We start from the raw sequence: 18255 nt of genomic DNA on the forward strand, positions 1-18255 counted from the left end.
ACCTGGCCAAGACGCGCGTTGAGGAATGGCCCGACGCTGAGACAGCGCACCCCGGCCAAGGCGTGAGACAACCCGCTAAATCGCAGGTCAAGCGACCGCGATATGCCACGAGCCGCGAGATCCTACAGCTCGTCCGCTCATCGTTGATCCGGCAACAACCAGCGGTGAAACCCGTACAACCAGCTCCGCCCCTCGACGGTCACACCAGATGACCCGTACCCGTCGAACGACCCGAGTGGGGGCCTCCGTGCCACACAGCTGCCGCACCCTGACGTATGCCATCGCGGCCGCCGCCGTGGCCACTGCCGGGTTCGTGTTCCCGTCCGGCGCCACCGCCGCACCCCGTACCGCCACCAGCGACTTCAACGGCGACGGTTACGCGGACGTCGCCGTCGGCGTCCCGGACGGGACCGTCGGCGGCCGGGCCAGGGCCGGTTATGTGAACGTCGTCTGGGGCGGTCCCAAGGGCGTCGGCGCCCATGGAAGCATCCGTGTCAGCCAGGCCACTCCCGAGGTACCCGGCACCCCGGAGGCGGGTGACCGCTTCGGCGCGTCCGTGGCCCTGGTGGACCTCAACGGCGACGGCATCGCGGAACTGCTCGCCGGTGTCCCCGGCGAGGATGTCACCGACCGCGGTACGGACGCGGGCATGGTCATCGCGGTGGGCGGCTCGGCGGGCGGGCCGGGACCGGGCTCGACGGTCCTGACCGGGCGGTCGCCGTCGGCCGCGTACGGCAGGTCGGTCGTGGCGGCCGAGCTGACCGGCGACGCCAACAAGGAGATCGTGATCGGCGGCACGGACAAGGTGGTCGCCCGGGTCATCCAGGGCGAGGACAGCATGGTCACCACCGTGGTCAGCGCCCCCATGGGCGGCCGCGCGCCCGTCCTGACCACCGGAGACTTCGACAGCGACGGTACGGCGGACCTGGCCTTGGCGTACTGGACCGCGGGCAGCCCCAGCACACAGTCCCATGTGCGGCTGTGGAAGTGGGACGCCGACCGGTCCGGGATGGCCAACTTCTGGAACACGGACAACGCCGGCGTGACCGCCCTGGCCGCCGGCGACTTCGACGGCGACGGCCACGACGACCTGGCCCTCGGTGAGTGCCGTGAGATCGCCGACGAGAACATCGACGATCCGTGCGGCCCCGAGGAACTCGCCAAGGGTGGCGGCATCCACGTCCACTACGGATCCCCCGCGAGCGGCTCGTTCGGCACCCGGGCCCAGACCCTCCACCAGGACACGGCGGGTGTCCCGGGCGTGGCCGAGGACGGCGACCGCTTCGGCGCCGCCCTCGCCGTCGCCGACGTCAACCGTGACGGCCGCGACGACCTGATCGCGGGCGCTCCCGGTGAGGCCATCGGAAGCAGGGCGGGTGCGGGCGCCGCCTGGCTGCTCTCCGGCGGCCCCCAGGGCCTGCTCGACGCGGCCGACGCCGCCAGGTCCGTCTCCTGGAACCAGGACACGGTGGGTGTCCCGGGCGTCGCCGAAGCGGGCGACGCCTTCGGCGCGGCGGTCGCCTCGGCTGACCACAACGCCGACGGCGTACCGGATGTCACCGTCGGATCCCCTGGCGAGAACGCCTCCCTGGGCGCCGCATGGCTCCTCCGCGGTGGTTCGGCCGACGGCTCGACGGCCTTCTCGCCCCGCACGCTCGACCTTCCGTACCCGTCCGTGGCCCAGAAGTACGGCAAGCCGCTGAGCAGCCGAGCAGCCGTTGAACCGCCGCTGAGCGTCGGCTGAGATCCCGTACCGCCCGCCCGGGCGCCGCCGCGCCCGGGCCGCGGGCGGGGTGCTACAGCACGTCCGCGAGTTCCTCCAGCAGACGGCGCTTGGGACGGGCGCCGACCGTCGAACGCAGCGGTTCGCCGTCCCGGAACACCATCAGCGTCGGCATCGACAGCACCCCGTACGCCGCCGTGGTGCGCGGGTTCGCGTCCACGTCCAGCTCGACCACCTTCAGCCGGTGCGCCTCCTCCCGCGCGATCTCCGCCAGCACCGGCGCGAGCATGCGGCACGGCGGGCACCACGCGGCGGTGAACTCCACCAGCACCGGCACCCCGGCCGCCAGGACCTCCGACGCGAACGTCCCGTCCGTGACCGTGACCACTCCCCCGTGCCGCGCCGCTCCCGCGGTCCGCGTCCCTGGTGTCATCTCAGTCTCCTTCTCCCGTGGGGTCATCGAGTGGGGTCGTCGAGGGACAGCGGCGGTACCAGCGCGCAGCGCGGCTCGGGCGCTCCCTCCGGCGCCGTCGCCTCCGCCTCCAGCGCCGCCCGCGCCCGCTCCGCCTGGCCGAGCTGCTCCTCGACGCGTCGGCGCACACCGGTCAGCCGGGCGATGCAGTCGTCCAGTTCGGCCAGCTTGCGCCGGTACACCTGAAGTGAGGCGGGGCAGGAGTCACCGGCCGGATGGCCCGAGCGCAGGCACTCCAGGAACGGCCGGGTCTCCTCCAGACCGATGCCGAAGTCGCGCAGCGTGCGGATCTCCCGGACCAGCCGCAGGTCGTCCTCGTCGTACGCCCGGTACCCGTTGCCCGTGCGCCGCGCGGGCAGCAGCCCGAGCGACTCGTAATAGCGCAGGGTGCGGGTGGTGATTCCCGCCCGTTCGGCCAGCTCTCCGATCCGCATGCCAGGACGGTAGACCTTGACCCCGGCGTCAAGGCCAGAGAGATTCCGCGCCCGGTGTCCCGGGCCGTAGGGTGCGGACATGAGCGCACCGGAAGACGCCGCCGACTGGACCGAGTTGCTGCCCGCCACCCGCCGCGCCCTGCTGCACCGGGTCGCGGTCGCCCAGAACGAGGGACGGACCCCCTCGCTCGTGGGCGCGGTGATGCGGGAGGGGCGGATGGTGTGGTCGGCCGCGCGCAGCGGCGTGGAGGGCCTCGCTCCGGACGCCGACACCCAGTACCGCATCGGCTCGCTCACCAAGGTCTTCGTGGCCGTGCTGGTCATGCGGCTGCGGGACGAGGGGCTGCTCGACCTCGCCGATCCGCTGGCCAAGCACCTGGAGGTACCGGAGGCCGAGGGCGCGACCGTGGCCCAGCTCCTCGCCCACACCTCGGGACTGGCCGCCGAGACGCGCGGCCCCTGGTGGGAGCGGACGCCCGGCACCCTGCGGCCCGGGACGGCGGACCTCTTCGGCGACCGTCCGCTGGTCCACCCCGCCGGTCGTCGCCATCACTACTCCAACCCCGGGTTCGCGCTGCTCGGCGCGCTCGTGGAGCGGCTGCGCGGCGCGCCCTGGGGCGAGGTGCTGCGGAACGAGGTGCTGGAGCCGCTGGGGATGGCGCGCACCTCCCTGGAGCCGCGCTCCCCGTACGCCGGGGGCTGGGCGGTGCACCCCTGGGCGGATGTGCTGCTGCCCGAACCGGCCGAGGACACCGGACTGATGGCCCCGGCCGGGCAGCTCTGGTCCACCGCCGCGGATCTGGCCCGCTTCGCCGCCTTCCTCCTCGACGGGGACGACCGGGTGCTCGCTGCCGCGACCCTGGCGGAGATGCGGACGCCCGCCGTCGCCCCCGACGGCCGGGACTGGGACGGCGGTTACGGCCTCGGGGTGCAGCTCGTGCGGCGCGACGGCCGGTTCCTGTACGGCCACGGCGGTTCCATGCCGGGCTTCCTGGCCACGCTGTGGGTGAGCGCGGAGGACCGGCTCGCCGGGATCGCACTGGCCAATGTGACCGCGGGGCCAGCCGTCGGCGCCGTCGCCGCCGATCTGGTGCGGATCACCGCCGAGCACGAGCCCCGGATCCCCGCCCCCTGGCGGCCCTTGACCGAGGTGGATCCGGCGCTGCTGGCGCTGACCGGGCCCTGGTACTGGGGTGCCGCCCCCTATCAGCTACGGCTGTGCGCGGACCGGGCGCTGGAACTGTCCCCGGCCGGAGGTCAGGGGCGCGGATCGCGGTTCCGTGCCGAGGCCGACGGAAGCTGGACCGGACTCGACGGCTACCACGCGGGGGAGACGCTGCGGGTGGTGGCGGGCGAGGACGGCGGCCCCGCCCATCTCGACCTCGGCACCTTCGTGTTCACCCGGGAGCCCTACCCACGGGACGGTTCGGTCCCCGGCGGGGTCGATCCCGCCGGCTGGCGCACCCCCTGACGCAGGCTCTTTTCGTAGCCTGACCCCGCCAGTGGTACGCACGGCGGAGGGCTGGGTGCGGCGTGCGCGGCGGCGCAGGGTGGTTCCCGGACGGGCCGCCCGGCCCGCCCCCTCCCGCCTCCTCCAGGAGATCCGCCGTGCGTTCCCCGCTGCTCCGCCTCAGTACGTCCCTGCTCGCGCTCTCCGCCGTCGTGGCCGCCTCCGGGGTGGCCACGGCCCGGCCCGGCGGTCCGGCCGACGGCCGCGAACGGCCGCGCACCGGCTGGACGGCCGGATGGGCCGCTCCCGTCCAGCGCCCCAGCGCGGGCTTCGAACCCAACTGGGCCGAGACCGGTTTCGCCGACCAGACCGTGCGCCAGGTGGTCCGGGTCACCGGCGGCGGCACCGCGGCCCGCATCCGGCTCTCCAACCGCTACGGCACCGCTCCGCTGCGGGTCACGGGCGCGACCATCGCCCGTACCGCGCACGGTCCGGCCGTCCACCCCGCGACCCTGCGCGGACTCACCTTCGGCCACCGGAGGTCGGTGGAGATCCCGGCGGGCGGTGAGACGGCGAGCGACGCGGCGCCGCTGCGGCTGGCCCCGTTCGAGTCGGTGACGGTGACGCTGTACTTCCGGCGGCCGACCGGCTCGGCCACCTTCCACGCCCAGGCGTACGCCACCAGCTACCGCGCCGACGGGGACCACCGGGACGACCGCACCGGAGCGGCCTTCACCGGGCGGACCCACTCCTGGTACTACCTGTCCGACGTCGAGGTCACGGGCGGTGCGAAGGGGCACGGGAAGAGGCACGCGAACGGACACGGGAAGGGCCGCGACACCGTGGTGGCCTTCGGCGACTCCCTCACCGACGGCTTCGGTTCCGGGAACGACACCCACCACCGCTGGCCCGATCTGCTGGCCGAGCGCCTCGCCGCCGCGGGCACCCCGCGGCCGGTCCTCAACTCCGGGATCGGCGGCAATCTGCTGCGCAACGACTCGCCCTGGTACGGGGAGCGTGCCGCCGCCCGCTTCGAGCGCGATGTGCTGGACAAGCCGGGCGTACGGTCGGTGATCGTGCTGGAGGGGCTCAACGACATCGGCTTCAGCGAGGTGGACCTGCCCACCTACCGGCCGAACCCGCAGATCTCCGCCGAGGAGGTGATCGCCTCCTACCGGGAGCTGATCGGGCGCGCCCACGCCCGGGGCGTCCGGGTCATCGGCGGGACGATCCTGCCGTTCAAGGGCGCCGAGTACCACACCGCGCGCTCCGAGGCGAAGCGAGCGGCGATCAACGAATGGATCCGCACCTCCGGAGAGTTCGACGCGGTCGTCGACTTCGCGGAGATCATGGCCTCGCCGTCGGACCCGCTGGCCCTCGACCCGGCGTACGACTCGGGGGACGCCAAGCACCCCAACGCGGCGGGCTACCGGCGGATGGCCGCGGCCGTCGACCTCACGGCGCTCTGAGGCCGCCGCTTCTCCCGCTCTCCTTCAGGAGAGCGGGAGTTTGAAGCCGATGTGGCTGGCCTCGAAACCGAGCCGCTCATAGAAGCGGTGGGCGTCGATCCGGGTGGCGTCCGAGGTGAGCTGCACCAGGACACAGCCCTCGCGGCGCGACTCCGCCACCGCCCACTCGATCAGCCGGGTGCCGAGTCCGCTGCCGCGCTCGTCGCCGTGGATCCGGACCCCCTCGATGATCGAGCGGGTGGCGCCGCGCCGCGACAGTCCGGGGATCACGGTGAGCTGGAGGGTGCCGACGGTCCGGCCGTCCCGGACCGCGACCACCAGCCGCTGGTTCGGATCCCGGTCCAGCCGGTCGAAGGCGGCGCGGTAGGGCACGGGGTCGTCGGCCGACTCGCGCTGGGCGCCGAGCGGATCGTCGGCCAGCATCGCCACGATGTCGGGTATGTCGTCGGCGGTCGCGCGCCGGATCTCGAAGTCGCTCACGACCGCGAGCCTACGGCCACCTCGTGGGGCGCCCGCCGCCAGGCGGCCGGACCGGTCATGCCGGGGCCGGGGTCCACAGCCCCTCGACGGCGGCGACCAGCGGTGCGAGCTCGGGGCGCCGGGCGGCGTCCTCGAGCGCCTCGCGCAGCGCGGTGTCGTTCGTCGGCCGGGCTTCCTCCAGCAGCGCCAGACCCTCGGGGCTGACGTTGGTGTAGATCCCGCGGCGGTCGGTGGGGCAGATGTAGCGCGCGAGCAGACCGCGGTCCTCGAGCCGGGTCACCAGTCGGGTGGTGGCGCTCTGGCTGAGCACGACGGAGTCGGCGACCTGCTTCATCTGGAGATGGCCGCCCTCGCCGTCATGCTGGCCGCTGAGCACGTTGAGCACCGAGAACTCGCGGACGCTCAGCCCGTGCCGGGCCTGGAGGGCGCGCTCGATATGCGCCTCGATCCGGCCGTGCAGGGAGGACAGGGCGCACCAGCCCTGGGCGAGGGCCTGACCGGCGGCCGGGGTGGCGGCGCACGCCGGGGCGGTGGTCCCCTGCGGCTCGTCCGGCATGGAACCCCTCCTTCGTCGCTGGCTCGATGGCCCGGAGTGGGCCGGTGGCTCGGCGGTGAGCCGGGTTCCAGGATAGTCCAGCGATGAAATTGACCGCGTTTGCAAGTATTGCCGGGCTCGGCCGGGTGCTCACCGCGCGGTGCTCACCGCCGGGCGCCGCGCAGCCGCCGCCCCCGGGCCGTGAGCCCCCACGGCTTGATCACCGAGATCGCGGTGAGGAAGACGTAGACGCTCAGACTGACCGACGGGGCCGTCACCAGACTCGCGGTGGCCCCGACCTCCCGGCCCGCCGCGACATCGGCCACGGCGTCGTCGATGCCGGGGCGCAGCGCGAAGGCCGTGGCGCCGGTGGTGATCAGCGTCAGCCAGAGCTTGATGTGCACCCAGTGGTACCGGACCAGCCCCCAGGGCGTGCCCAGCGACAGCACCACCCCGCTGATCAGCGCCAGCAGACTGATGGGGATCAGGAGCCAGTCGCCGATGACGTCCATCGACCGGTACGCGGCTCCGGCGGACTCGGCCGACCCGGCCGTGGCGCCGGTGATGCCCAGGGCCAGCAGCCCCAGGGACAGGCCCAGCCAGCCGACCGAGACGATGACGTGGACGACGAGGAGGGCCCGGCGGACGGGGCGCTTGAGCTGCTGCATACCCCTCACGGTGGCGCGGCGCGGCGGATCCGGCGTCCGGCGCCGGGAGTATCCCCGGGTACTCCCGTGGGCGGTTCCGCGGCGTGTCCCTCTACCCTCGGCTCCCATGACCAGACTGCATCTGTTCGATCTGGACGGGACGCTGATCCACGGTTCGGCCGCGGCCGTCGAGATCTCGCGTCAGCTCGGCCTGGAGCGGGAGATCGGCGAACTGGAACGGGCCTTCGCGGAGGGACGGCTGAGCACGGCGCAGTTCGCGCAGCGGGCCGTCGCGCTGTGGGGCGAGCTGACGGAGGCGCAGGTGACGGCGGCCTTCGAGGGCGCGCCATGGCTCACCGGCATACGTGAGGTGTGGGCGGACATCCGGGCCCGCGGCGAGCGCTGCGCGGTGATCTCGCTGTCCCCCGGTTTCTTCGTGGAACGGCTGCTGGAGTGGGGTGCGGACGCCACGCACGGTTCGGCCTGGCCGTCGGTGCCGTTCCGGGAGCCGCTGGATCCGGCGGGCATCCTCACCCCGGCCGCGAAGGTCCGTATCGCCGATGAACTGTGCGCGAGGTTCGGGTTGACGAGAGCCGACTGTGTGGCCTACGGCGATTCGATGTCGGACGCCGAGCTGTTCGCCGTAGTTCCCCACTCGGTCGCGGTGAACGCCGACCATCATGTGAGCCATATCGCATCGTGTGCGTATACCGGACGTGATCTCTGGGGTGCTTACGAATTGACGGGCAACCAGCGGTAACTACGGGTATTACCAGAGTTGGCGGGTGTAATGGAGGCCCCCTGCTCAGGGCTTGTGCATTTAACTACGCCCGGTAGGGTCGAGTCCGGTTCCGTGCAGGACGCTGCCGCGGGGCCTGGCCGCATCCGGGCAACCCCGGCCGAACAGCCTATCGGGAACACGGTCCGTGCTTCCTGGACTTCGGTCATGTTGCCGGTGCCGAGAGCATGCGTGGCAAGCTGCTTGAACAGAGAGTTATGGAGCGGGACGTCAGGATCGATCTCACATGAACCAGCGCGCCAGAGCGGTGAATTGCGGGCACTTTCCCTCCGGGGAAGTGCGAAGACCGACAGAAAGATGTTCGAGGCGAGGCAACCATGGACGCTCCGACCACCACGTCGTCGGCCGGTAACGACGGTTCCGGCGGAAACAGTGGCGCATGGGGTTGGTTCACCCCGAGCAGGAAACCGGCCGAGGACCAGTCTCCGACCCCGGGCCACGACGGCGCTCAGGACCACGGCGCGCCCGGTCGCCCCGCTCAGGACCGGGAGGCCGAGGAGGCCGCGCCACGGCGGCCGGTGAGCCCGATACGTCCGGTTGGCACCGGAGCCGAACGCCGCACCCCGCCCCCGGCGCCCGCGCGGCCCGACGCTCCCGCGGCGGCCTTCGTGCCGCAATCGCCCGCGCCACAGCAGTCCGCGCCACAGCAGCGCGTGCCGCAACCGCCCGCGCCACCATCCTCCGCGTCATGGCCGTCCGTGTCACCGCCCTCCGCGCGGCCCGACGACTCCGCGGTGCCACCCCCCGCGGCCCCACCGGCCGAGGCTCCCCGGCGTGAGACCTCCCGGTACAAGGCCCCCTGGCGCCAGGAGCACCAGCGCCCGGCCGAGGCGCCCGCCCCCGAGAACGCCCGCCCGGCCCCGGGACCCGCCGCGCCCAGCGCCCCCGCCCCGGCGGCGACAGCTCCGGCAGGCCCCGCGCCCGCCGCCCCCGAAGCTGCAGCCGAGGCCGACGCCGCGCCGTCCGGCTCCCCGGACACCGGCGCGACCTTCACCGCCTCCGAGAGCGCCTCTCCCGACGCGATCCTGCTGCGCCGCACCATGGCCGAGATCGAGCCGGTGAGCGACAAGGTCACCGCCTACTTCTACGCGCTGCTCTTCGTCCGGCACCCCGAGCTGCGGCCGCTGTTCCCCGCGGCCATGGACGCCCAGCGCGACCGCCTCTTCCGGGCGCTGCTGACCGCCGCCAAGCTGGTCGACGACCCCGAGGTGCTCACCACGTACCTCGGCGGGCTCGGCCGCGGCCACCGCAAGTACGGCACCCAGCCCGAGCACTACCCGGCGGTCGGCGAATGCCTCATCGGGGCGCTCACCCACTACGCGGTCAACTCCTGGGGCGCGGAGACGGAGGCGGCCTGGGTGCGCGCCTACACCGCGATCTCCCAGATCATGATCGACGCGGCCGCCGAGGACGAGCGGAACGCCCCGCCGTGGTGGCAGGCCGAGGTGGTCGAGCACGAGCGGCGCACCTCCGACATCGCCGTGGTGACCGTCCGGCCGGACCAGCCGTACCCCTTTCTCGCGGGCCAGTACACCTCCATCGAGACGCCGTGGTGGCCGCGGGTGTGGCGGCACTACTCCTTCGCCTCCGCGCCGCGCTCCGACGGGCTGCTCTCCTTCCACGTGAAGGCGGTTCCGGCCGGGTGGGTGTCGTCCGCGCTGGTCAACCGGGCCCGTACCGGTGATGTGATCCGGCTCGGCCCGCCCACCGGTTCGATGACGGTGGACCACTCCAGCGACAACGGGCTGCTCTGCCTCGGCGGCGGCACCGGGATAGCGCCGATCAAGGCCATGGTCGAGGACGTCGCCGAGCACGGCCGCCAGCGGACCGTCGAGGTCTTCTACGGCGCCCGCAACGATCACGACCTCTATGACATCGACACCATGCTGCGGCTGGCCCAGGCACACCCCTGGCTCGCGGTCCGTCCGGTCGTCTCCGACGGACCGACCAACGGACTCAGCGGCAGGCTCCCCGACGCCGTGCGGGAGTACGGCCCGTGGGGAGCGTTCGACGCGTACCTCTCCGGGCCGCCCGGGATGATCCGCAGCGGGGTCGACACCCTGAGGGGCATCGGCATACCGTCCGACCGCATACGGCACGACTCGATCGAGGAACTGGTGGCGGCGGGCGGCTAGGCGCGGTGCGGATCCGCGGTCACAAGCCGCGCGGTCACGCACCGGCGGCCGGCAGCCCAGAGGTCGGCAAGAGACGGTCAACGGTGATCGGGAACGGGGGACGGCAGACGGTGGACAACGAGGGGCACCGGGTCCGGACCGGACGTCCGGGCAGCGACGGCGAACACGTCCTCCAGACGCGTCTGGGCACCGCCGACCGCGCCGACCGTTTCTACGACGAGCAGGTGCTCGACCACCTCAACGTCCGGATGCGGGAGTTCATCGGCCGTCAGGAGATGTTCTTCCTGGCCACCGCCGACCGGCACGGGGAGTGCGACAGCACCTTCCGGGCCGGGCCGCCCGGGTTCCTGGTCGTGATCGACGAACGCACCCTGGCCTATCCCGAGTACCGGGGGAACGGGGTGCTCGCCAGCCTCGGCAATATCGAGGAGAACCCACACCTCGGCATCCTCATGATCGACTTCCTGCGGGACCGGATCGGTCTGCACGTCAACGGCCGGGCCCGGGTGGTGGAGGACTCCGAGATGCGCGCGGCCCACCCCGGTCTGCCGGTCGATCCGGTCCCGGGGCGGCGGGCCGTGGTGTGGGTCGAGGTGACGGTGGAGGAGGCGTACATCCACTGTGCCAAGCACATCCCGCACCTCCAGAAGGTGCCCGCCCAGCGTCGGGACGGCGGCCACGGCCAGCGGCGCGACCGTGACCGGAACGGTGAACGGAACCAGGGCCGCGACCAGGACGCCGAATCCGGGCAGGAGCGGGCCTGGGGCACGGATGACGTCAAGCGCAAGGGTGGCGACTTCTTCGGTGCCGCGGCCGAGGCGCGCGAGGGCCGCCGGGCGGTCCCGTCGGCGCGGGAGCGGGCGGCGGACGGAACGGCCGGACCGTCGCACCCCGAGGCGTGGCGGGAGGAGGCCGAGCGGGTGCTCGCGGAGGCGCGGCAGCGGGCCGCGCACGCGGGCGGCCAGCAGCCGTTCGGCGGCTGGTTCCGCTGAGGCGCCCCGCCGGGCGGCGGGAAGGCAGGACGGAACGGGCTCAGCCGAGGTCGTCGGCGAGCAGCGCCAGCACCCCTTCGATATTGGCGTCGAGATAGGCGCGCAGCGACGGCGGCACCACCCCGACCGAGGCGATGCCCTCGCGGGTGAAGGGGACGCGCACCACCTCGTACTCCCCTCGGGGCTCGTCCACCTCCGGGCCGTGTCGCCGGGAGAGGTCCATCGAGGCCAGTCGGCAGACGAAGAAGTGCTGCACCTTCACGCCCTCCGGCCCCTCCTCCCCCTCACCGGGGTACGGGACGGTGTCCACGAAGGCGGGCACCACGTCCGTCACCTTCGCGCCCAGTTCCTCGTCCACCTCGCGGTGCAGGGCGTCGACGACGGTCGAGTCCTCGGGCTCCACCCCGCCGCCGGGAGTGATCCAGTACGGCGCCAGACCGGGCTTGGTCCGCTTGATCAGAACCATCCGGGGGTCCGGCTCGCCGTCGAGCAGGATGGCACGGGCGGTGCGCTTGACCACGGGTCGTTCGGTCATGCAGGACATCTGCCGCAGCCGTCCGCCGATGAAACCCGCTACTCACCAGTCCACAGCGGAGCGCAGCAGCCAGTCGTACGCCTTGGCGATATGCGGCAGCGCGAGCGCACCGGACCGCACCGCCAGGAAGTAGGTGCGCAGCGGTGGCACCGGCGGGTTGAGCAGCGCCACGACCTCCCCGGCGTCCAGCGCGTCCATGCACAGATAGCGGGGGAGCACACCGAGCCCGGCGCCGCGCGCGACACAGGTGAGCACGGCCCGCAGATCGGGCGCGATGATCGTGCCGGAGGTGACCGGCCGGGTGTCGAAGACCGTCGACCAGTAGCGGGTGACCAGGGGCAGGCTCTCGTGCACCTCGACGACCGGCAGCGCCTCCAGCACCCGGGCGCCCTTGGCCCGGATCACGGCAGGGCCGCCGAGCCGGGCGGCCCAGCGCGGGGACGCGATCAGCACATGTTCCTCGTCGCACAGCGGCGCGGCCTCCAGCAGCCGTCCGCGCGGGCGGGAGGTGGCGATGGCCAGATCGTGGTGGCCCGCGCCCAGCCCCTCGAACAGTTCCTCGGTGCCGCCGAACGCACAGCGCACGGCGAGCCCCTGGGCGACGAGTGCGGTGAGCGCCGGCAGCGCGCGCAGCGCGGTGAACTCCGGTGGCCCCGCGAGGTGCAGGGTGCGCAGGGGGACGTTGTCGTCGAGGCCCGCCTCGGCGACCTCCAGCAGCGCGTCCAGGTGCGGGGCGACCTTGTGGGCCAGTTCATCGCCGACGGTGGTGGGGACGACACCGCGTGCGGTGCGGAGGAAGAGCGGACGGCCGAGCTGTCTCTCCAGGGTGCGGATCTGGCCGGTGACGGCGGGCTGGGAGAGCCCCAGCAGTCCGGCGGCACGGGTGAACGATCCGGCCCGGTGCACCATCACGAACGTGCGTAAGAGGGCCAGATCCATGCGTTCCCCTCGCCTCGACGCACCTCCGCCGCATGACAACTATAAGAATGCCGATAGGCCCATGTCGCTACTGTGATTGGACACTGACGCTGAGTCAACTAGCCTTAATCAAGCGGTTCTCCCTATGGGGCACCGGGGCGTCTCAAGCCACGAGGGGGGAGGCTTGAGACGCCCGTACGCGTGTGCCCATCGGCTTTCAGCCACCCGCCGGGGTGCGGGCCGAGTCGAGCGCACGCAGCACATCGGCGATCAGATCGTCCGGATCCTCCGCGCCCACCGAGAACCGGATGAAGCCTTCGGGGACCGCGTCACCGCCCCACCGCCCGCGCCGCTCCGCGGTGGAGCGCACACCGCCGAAGCTGGTGGCGTCGTCCACCAGCCGCAGCCCGCCGAGGAAGCGCTCCGCGTGCTCCCTGTCCGGGAGCGTGAAGGAGACCACACAGCCGAAGCGTCCACCGCGCATCTGCGCCGCCGCCACCGGATGCGCGGGATCGTCCGGCAGTCCGGGGTGGCGCAGCCCGGTGATCTCAGGGCGGCCGACGAGCGCTCCGGCCAGGGCGAGGGCGGTCGCGGCCTGGCGGTCCACCCGTAGCTGGAGGGTGGCCAGCGAACGGTGTGCGAGCCACGCCTCCATGGGGCCCGGGATGGCGCCGACCGTCTTGCGCCAGGCGCGCACCGAGGCGGCCAGCTCCGGATCGCGGCAGGTGACATAGCCGAGCAGCACATCGCCGTGGCCGGTGAGCGCCTTGGTGCCGCTGGCCACCGAGAAGTCCGCGCCGAGCTCCAGCGGGCGCTGGCCGAGTGGCGTGGCGAGGGTGTTGTCGACGGCCACCAGCGCACCGCGCGCCCGGGCGGCGTCGGCGAGGCGGCGGATGTCACAGACGTCCAGACCCGGGTTGGACGGCGTCTCCAGCCACAGCAGCCGCACACCGTCGTCCAGCGCGGCGAGCTGGGCGTCGTTCCCGGTGGGCGCGGTGCGCACCGTGATGCCGAAGCCCTCCAGCCGCTCGATCAGCGCGGGCAGGAGCTGATAGCCGTCCGACGGCAGGACGGCCGTGTCGCCCTGGCGCAGCCGGGACAGCAGGACCGCCGAGATCGCGCCCATACCGGAGGCGAAGACGACCGTCTCGGCACCGGAGCCCGGCGCCTCCAGCTCGGTGATCGCCCGCTCCAGCAGGGTCCAGGTCGGGTTGGCGTCCCGGCCGTAGGTGTACGGACCGGCGGCGTCCCCGGGCAGGTGGTAGTGGGCGGCGAAGACCGGGCCCGGCAGGGCCGGCTCATACGCCTCGGCCTCGGGGAGCCCGGCCCGTACGGCGCGGGTGCCGTCGCCGGTCATACGGCCTCCTTCCCGGCGGTGGTCCCGGCGCCCGGCTCCGGGCCCGTCCCGTCGGCGGCGACGGCGGCCTCGACGGCCGCCAGCAGTCCGCCGCTCGCGCCCTCGACCATCTCCAGGCACTCCGCGAAGTCGTCCGGCCCGCCGAAGTAGGGGTCCGGTACGTCGAGGCCGCCCGGGGCATCCGGATCGGCGTCCGGGTCGTACGTGCGCAGCAGCCGCACCTTCGCGGCGTCGCCCGGGGTCGGGGCCAGGGCACGCAGCTCGTCCAGGTGGCCGCCGTCCAGGGCGATCACCAGGTCCAGCCGGTCGAACCACTCGGCACGGAACTGCCGGGCGATGTGGTCCTGCTCATATCCGTGGGCCGTGAGCACGGCCACGGTGCGGTGGTCGGCCCCGTCGCCCTCGTGCCAGGCACCGGTGCCCGCGCTGTCCACCTCGACCAGGCCGTCGAACCCGGCCTCCCGGACATGGGCGCGGAAGACGGCCTCGGCCATCGGCGACCGGCAGATGTTGCCGGTGCAGACGAAGCAGACACGGTAGGGCGGGGGGTTTGTCATGTCGTCCATCATCCCCGGCCGTGATCAGTCGTCGTCGGGCAGCACCATGTGGAGCGCCCAGGCGACTATGGAAATGATCAGGCCACCGAGTACGGCGGTGCCGAAGCCGTCGACATGGAAGGTCAGGTCCAGCTTTCCGGCCACCCAGGAGGTCAGCAGCAGCATCAGGGCGTTGATCACCAGGGTGATCAGCCCGAGGGTCAGGATGAACAGCGGGAACGCCAGTACCTTGACGATCGGCTTCACCACCACGTTCACCACGCCGAAGACCAGGGCGACCAGAATGAGGGTGAGCGTCTTGCGGCCGGTGTTGTCACCGGTGAGCGTGATGTCCTTGAGCAGCCAGATGGCGACGCCGAGGGCGCCTGCGTTCGCGAGCGTCTTGACGAGAAAATTCTTCATGGTTGAGATCGTCGCAGACAGGCCCCGCGACAGTCAGGGGCCCGGCAGGCAGGGGTGGAGAGACAGATGAAGGCGTTCCGGCTGGATGAGCTGGAGGCGGAGCGGGCCGCGAACGACGGCGCGTATCTGCAGTTCGTGCGGGAGCGGAACATGTCCGTGGGGCTGTACGCGCTGGACGCGGGCCAGAGCGACCCGCAGTCACCGCATGCCCAGGACGAGGTCTACCTGGTGCTGAGCGGCCGGGCCTCGATCACGGTGGGGATGGAGACGACCCAGGTGGCGCGCGGCAGCGTGGTCTACGTACCGGCCGGGGTGGCCCACAAGTTCCACCACATCACCGAGGATCTGCGGGTCATGGTCGTGTTCTCTCCGCCTGAGAGCTGACGGGAGGGTTCCGGTCCCGTAGGGGTCCGGTCAGGGGAGTACGGGGGACGCGGACGCCCCGCGGGCTTCCGCCCCGCCCTAGCATCGGTGGCAGGGGGAATCCCGTCCGACGGCGAAGGACCGAGCGCCGGTCGGGCCCAAGACGAAAGCAGGGATCAGCGTGACCACGAAGGGCATATTCCAGGGCTTGCCTTGGTGGGTGACCTGGATCGCGATACCGGTCCTCGTCCTGGCCGTGTTCGGCGGACTGATCCTGACCGTGCTCGGGTTCGTCGTGGAACTGGTCTTCAAGGCGCTGCTGCTGGTGGCGCTGATCGCCGGGCTGATCTATCTGGTGCGGAAGTTCAGCTCCTCCTCGTCCTCCCGCGGCGACTGGTGACCCGGGGCCGCTGATCCCGGCCCCCGGCCCCCGGCACCGCGGCCGATGCGTCCGGCCGTCGGCCCGGAGCGTTCCCGCGCGGGTACGCCGCGCGAGGGACACCGCGGGGCGGACACCGGCCCCGTGGCACCCCTCCCGTTAGAGTGCGAGTCCTCGGCGTTCTTCACCCGGCGTCTGCCTCGCAACACACCCCGGGGGTGCCTGTTGACGACAGCGAACATCGATACGGGCCGCGCACCGGCCCCGGACTCCCGCGCTCCGGCCGGATGCCGCCCGGATCGGCGTGACAAGCACGATCGCCCGCCCGCAGCGCTCCGGCCGACCGCCGCCGCGGGCTCGCCCACCGCCTTCGCCACGGCAACTCCGGCGATTTCCGTTCCCTCACATGAGGCAAACCGACTCCGCCCCGCAATCGAGTCGCTACGCTCCAGAGTCGGCCAAGCCTTCAACTCCCTGCCGATCGGCTCACACCTGGCCACTCGCAAACAACTCGGGGCGGCGAACGATGCGTGATATGCGTGACACAGTCCAGGCGGAAGTGACGATGACCTTCCTGGTCTCGCAGGACCTCTCCTTCCGGATCCCGGTGGAGCTGTCCTATGACAGCGGTGATCCGTACGCGGTGGAGATCACCTTCCATCTGCCCGGTGACGCCCCGGTGAGCTGGGCGTTCGCCCGGGAGTTGCTGCTGGACGGGCTGAGCAGACCCACAGGTGAGGGCGATGTGCGGATCGCGCCCGCCGCGCCCGAGGGCCTCTCCGACGTCTTCATCAGACTCCAAGTGGGCGGCGAGCGGGCGCTGTTCCGGGCCGGGGCCGCCCCGCTGGTGGCGTTCCTGGACCGTACGGACCGGCTGGTCCCGTTCGGTGAGGAGCCCAAGGCCTGCGATCCGGTCGGTGACCTCGACGCGGAGTTGGACCGCATCCTCGCCGAGGACCGGTACGCGGGCTAGGTCCTGTCCGGACCGGGCCCGTCCGGGCGGGGCGGCGGGGCCCGGTCCGTCCGGTGCGCCGTCCGGTTCCGTGGCCGCCGTCGCCCGGCGTCCCTGAGCGCGCCGTCGCTCAATGCGCCCGGGCCCGGCGGCGCTTGCCGCGCCCGCCCCGGCCACCGCGCGGTCCCGGCTGCCCCGGTACGTCCGCCCGTCCGGCCGGGCCCGCGCCCGCCGCCGCGCCCGGCGGGGTGCGGTCCGCGGAGACCACCAGCACGGCCAGCGCCGTGGTCACCGGCACCGAGGCCACGAGCCCGATGCTGCCCACCAGCGTCCGTACGATCTCCTCCGCGACGATCTCGCTCGTCGCCACCGTCCCCACACCGCTGTCCGCGATCGAGAACAGCAGCAGCAGCGGAAGCGACGCGCCCGCGTACGCCAGCACCAGGGTGTTCACGACGGACGCGATGTGGTCCCGGCCGATCCGCATCGCCGCCGCGTAGAGCTTCCGGCGGCTCGCCGTCGGGTCCGCGTCGCGCAGCTCCCACACCGCCGAGGTCTGGGTGACGGTCACATCGTCCAGCACGCCCAGCGAGCCGATGATCACTCCCGCGAGCAGCAGACCCCTTATCTCGATGTCCGGATAGAGGCCGTGCACCAGACCGGTCTGGTCGTCGGTGTTGCCGGTCAGACTCGCCCAGCTGATGAACACCGAACCCAGGACGCCGATCAGCAGCAGGGAGACCAGGGTGCCGAGAACGGCAACGGACGTTCTCGCCGTCAGCCCGTGGCACATGTAGAGCGCCAGCAGCATGATCGCGCTACCCCCGATGACCGCGACCACCAGCGGATTGGAGCCCTGGAGGATCGCCGGGAGGATGAACAGGGTCAGCACCCCGAAGCTGATGGCCAGCGCCACCAGCGCGAAGACCCCGCGCAGCCGGCCGACCGCCACCACGGCGAGCGCGAAGAGCCCGGCGAGCAGCGCCATCGGCATCGAACGGTCCACATCCGAGACGGAGTACTGGAGGTTCTCCGGTGCCTTGGGCGCGTACGCCAGCTTCACCTCCTGTCCCGCGCTGAGCTTCCGCGAGGAGCTGGGCTGGATGATCTCGGGGAACCGGCGGCCCTCGTCCTTGCCCGAGGTGACCTCGATGGTGGCCTTCTCACAGCGGCTGCCCTTGCCGCCGTTCGCACCGCCGCCCGCGCCGCCGCCCCCGTTCGGCGCCGCGCCGTCCTGGCCCGGTTCGCTGGGCGCCTGGGGCTGGGCCCCCGCGTCCGCGCAGTTGATCTCCTCGACCTTCACCACCCGTCCGGAGACGGTCTGTTGATCGAATCCGAGTCCGCTGCGCTCCCCCGCCGAGTGGTCGGGGGCGCCGCCCGGCCAGAGCACGATCAGCCCGGCGGCCACGGCCGCCGCGAAGGGGATGAGCACCGCGGCGATCACCTTGCGGAGCCGGGCGGAGACGGGGGTGGCCGGACCGTGGGCATGGCTGTGGCCATGGCCGTGACCAGCGCCGGACGGCCGGCCGTGGCCGTCGTCGGGGTGGTGGTCATGGGCGGGCGGCGGACCGGGCGTACCGTCCGGTCCGGCCTGGGGGTGCTGTGGCGTCGGGGTCACGCCCGCATCATCGCAAGTCGCCATGGGCAGGGTGGGCC

At 72.6% G+C, this 18255-nt stretch carries 20 protein-coding genes; 9 read left to right on the forward strand and 11 right to left on the reverse strand.

Going from position 1 to position 18255, the window contains the following annotated elements; genetic code table 11:
* The first annotated feature begins 247 nt into the window (after positions 1-247).
* Positions 248-1744 (forward strand): FG-GAP-like repeat-containing protein, encoded by a 1497-nt coding sequence (locus NMK44_RS22695; RefSeq protein ID WP_254745915.1) that lies wholly within the window; start codon positions 248-250, stop codon positions 1742-1744.
* A 52-nt stretch (positions 1745-1796) separates the two neighbouring features.
* Here the strand turns inward: NMK44_RS22695 and trxA are convergent, their stop codons facing one another.
* Together trxA and NMK44_RS22705 are read right to left on the reverse strand one after the other, a co-directional pair.
* A complete protein-coding gene (gene trxA, locus NMK44_RS22700) occupies positions 1797-2156 on the reverse strand; it encodes a thioredoxin (protein WP_302888515.1) in 360 nt (119 codons plus the stop codon).
* A gap of 23 nt (positions 2157-2179) precedes the next feature.
* Positions 2180-2629, reverse strand: coding sequence for a MerR family transcriptional regulator (locus NMK44_RS22705; RefSeq protein WP_254745917.1), 450 nt, complete (start codon positions 2627-2629; stop codon positions 2180-2182).
* 79 nt (positions 2630-2708) lie between these two features.
* Between NMK44_RS22705 and NMK44_RS22710 the strand changes: the two genes are divergently transcribed.
* Both NMK44_RS22710 and NMK44_RS22715 read left to right on the forward strand, forming a co-directional pair.
* Positions 2709-4100 carry a serine hydrolase domain-containing protein gene (locus NMK44_RS22710; RefSeq protein WP_254745919.1) on the forward strand — a complete coding sequence of 464 codons (1392 nt, stop codon included), beginning with the start codon at positions 2709-2711 and terminating at the stop codon, positions 4098-4100.
* A 137-nt stretch (positions 4101-4237) separates the two neighbouring features.
* Complete coding sequence (locus NMK44_RS22715) at positions 4238-5548, forward strand: SGNH/GDSL hydrolase family protein (protein WP_254745921.1); 1311 nt, start codon at positions 4238-4240, stop codon at positions 5546-5548.
* A gap of 24 nt (positions 5549-5572) precedes the next feature.
* Here the strand turns inward: NMK44_RS22715 and NMK44_RS22720 are convergent, their stop codons facing one another.
* From NMK44_RS22720 to NMK44_RS22730, 3 genes are all read right to left on the reverse strand, one after another.
* Positions 5573-6028 (reverse strand): GNAT family N-acetyltransferase, encoded by a 456-nt coding sequence (locus NMK44_RS22720; protein ID WP_254745923.1) that lies wholly within the window; start codon positions 6026-6028, stop codon positions 5573-5575.
* Between the two features lie 55 nt (positions 6029-6083).
* Complete coding sequence (locus NMK44_RS22725) at positions 6084-6584, reverse strand: MarR family winged helix-turn-helix transcriptional regulator (protein WP_254745925.1); 501 nt, start codon at positions 6582-6584, stop codon at positions 6084-6086.
* A gap of 143 nt (positions 6585-6727) precedes the next feature.
* Positions 6728-7231, reverse strand: a complete 504-nt coding sequence (locus tag NMK44_RS22730) for a DUF2269 domain-containing protein (protein WP_254745927.1) — start codon at positions 7229-7231, stop codon at positions 6728-6730.
* Between the two features lie 106 nt (positions 7232-7337).
* Here NMK44_RS22730 and NMK44_RS22735 point away from each other — a divergent pair, with 106 nt between their 5' ends.
* The 3 genes from NMK44_RS22735 (at position 7338) to NMK44_RS22745 (ending at position 11136) form a co-directional block, all read left to right on the forward strand.
* On the forward strand, positions 7338-7970 hold the full coding sequence (locus NMK44_RS22735) for an HAD family hydrolase (protein WP_254745929.1): 633 nt from the start codon (positions 7338-7340) through the stop codon (positions 7968-7970).
* A gap of 773 nt (positions 7971-8743) precedes the next feature.
* Entirely contained in the window at positions 8744-10144 is a 1401-nt protein-coding gene (locus NMK44_RS22740) for a globin domain-containing protein (protein WP_428849363.1), read from the forward strand.
* A 182-nt stretch (positions 10145-10326) separates the two neighbouring features.
* Entirely contained in the window at positions 10327-11136 is an 810-nt protein-coding gene (locus NMK44_RS22745; protein ID WP_254746219.1) for a pyridoxamine 5'-phosphate oxidase family protein, read from the forward strand.
* 40 nt (positions 11137-11176) lie between these two features.
* Here the strand turns inward: NMK44_RS22745 and NMK44_RS22750 are convergent, their stop codons facing one another.
* The 5 genes from NMK44_RS22750 to NMK44_RS22770 form a co-directional block, all read right to left on the reverse strand.
* Positions 11177-11671, reverse strand: coding sequence for an NUDIX domain-containing protein (locus NMK44_RS22750; RefSeq protein ID WP_254745933.1), 495 nt, complete (start codon positions 11669-11671; stop codon positions 11177-11179).
* Between the two features lie 42 nt (positions 11672-11713).
* A complete protein-coding gene (locus NMK44_RS22755; protein WP_254745935.1) occupies positions 11714-12610 on the reverse strand; it encodes a LysR family transcriptional regulator in 897 nt (298 codons plus the stop codon).
* A gap of 196 nt (positions 12611-12806) precedes the next feature.
* Entirely contained in the window at positions 12807-13946 is a 1140-nt protein-coding gene (locus tag NMK44_RS22760; protein ID WP_254745937.1) for a cystathionine gamma-lyase, read from the reverse strand.
* Positions 13943-14503 carry a low molecular weight protein-tyrosine-phosphatase gene (locus NMK44_RS22765; protein WP_254745939.1) on the reverse strand — a complete coding sequence of 187 codons (561 nt, stop codon included), beginning with the start codon at positions 14501-14503 and terminating at the stop codon, positions 13943-13945. Before NMK44_RS22765 ends, NMK44_RS22760 begins: the two co-directional genes overlap by 4 nt.
* A 24-nt stretch (positions 14504-14527) precedes the next feature.
* Positions 14528-14905, reverse strand: a complete 378-nt coding sequence (locus NMK44_RS22770; RefSeq protein WP_254745941.1) for a phage holin family protein — start codon at positions 14903-14905, stop codon at positions 14528-14530.
* A 66-nt stretch (positions 14906-14971) separates the two neighbouring features.
* Here NMK44_RS22770 and NMK44_RS22775 point away from each other — a divergent pair, with 66 nt between their 5' ends.
* The 3 genes from NMK44_RS22775 (at position 14972) to NMK44_RS22785 (ending at position 16620) form a co-directional block, all read left to right on the forward strand.
* On the forward strand, positions 14972-15289 hold the full coding sequence (locus NMK44_RS22775; RefSeq protein ID WP_254745943.1) for a cupin domain-containing protein: 318 nt from the start codon (positions 14972-14974) through the stop codon (positions 15287-15289).
* 160 nt (positions 15290-15449) lie between these two features.
* Positions 15450-15668, forward strand: a complete 219-nt coding sequence (locus NMK44_RS22780; RefSeq protein ID WP_254745945.1) for a DUF5326 family protein — start codon at positions 15450-15452, stop codon at positions 15666-15668.
* Positions 15669-16182: 514 nt separating this feature from the next.
* A complete protein-coding gene (locus tag NMK44_RS22785; RefSeq protein WP_254745947.1) occupies positions 16183-16620 on the forward strand; it encodes an SsgA family sporulation/cell division regulator in 438 nt (145 codons plus the stop codon).
* A gap of 109 nt (positions 16621-16729) precedes the next feature.
* Here NMK44_RS22785 and NMK44_RS22790 read toward each other — a convergent pair whose 3' ends face one another.
* Entirely contained in the window at positions 16730-18241 is a 1512-nt protein-coding gene (locus NMK44_RS22790; RefSeq protein ID WP_254745949.1) for a YibE/F family protein, read from the reverse strand.
* Positions 18242-18255 lie beyond the last annotated feature (14 nt).

This window comes from Streptomyces cucumeris, from assembly GCF_024295805.1.
In the GTDB taxonomy this organism is placed as follows: domain Bacteria; phylum Actinomycetota; class Actinomycetes; order Streptomycetales; family Streptomycetaceae; genus Streptomyces; species Streptomyces cucumeris.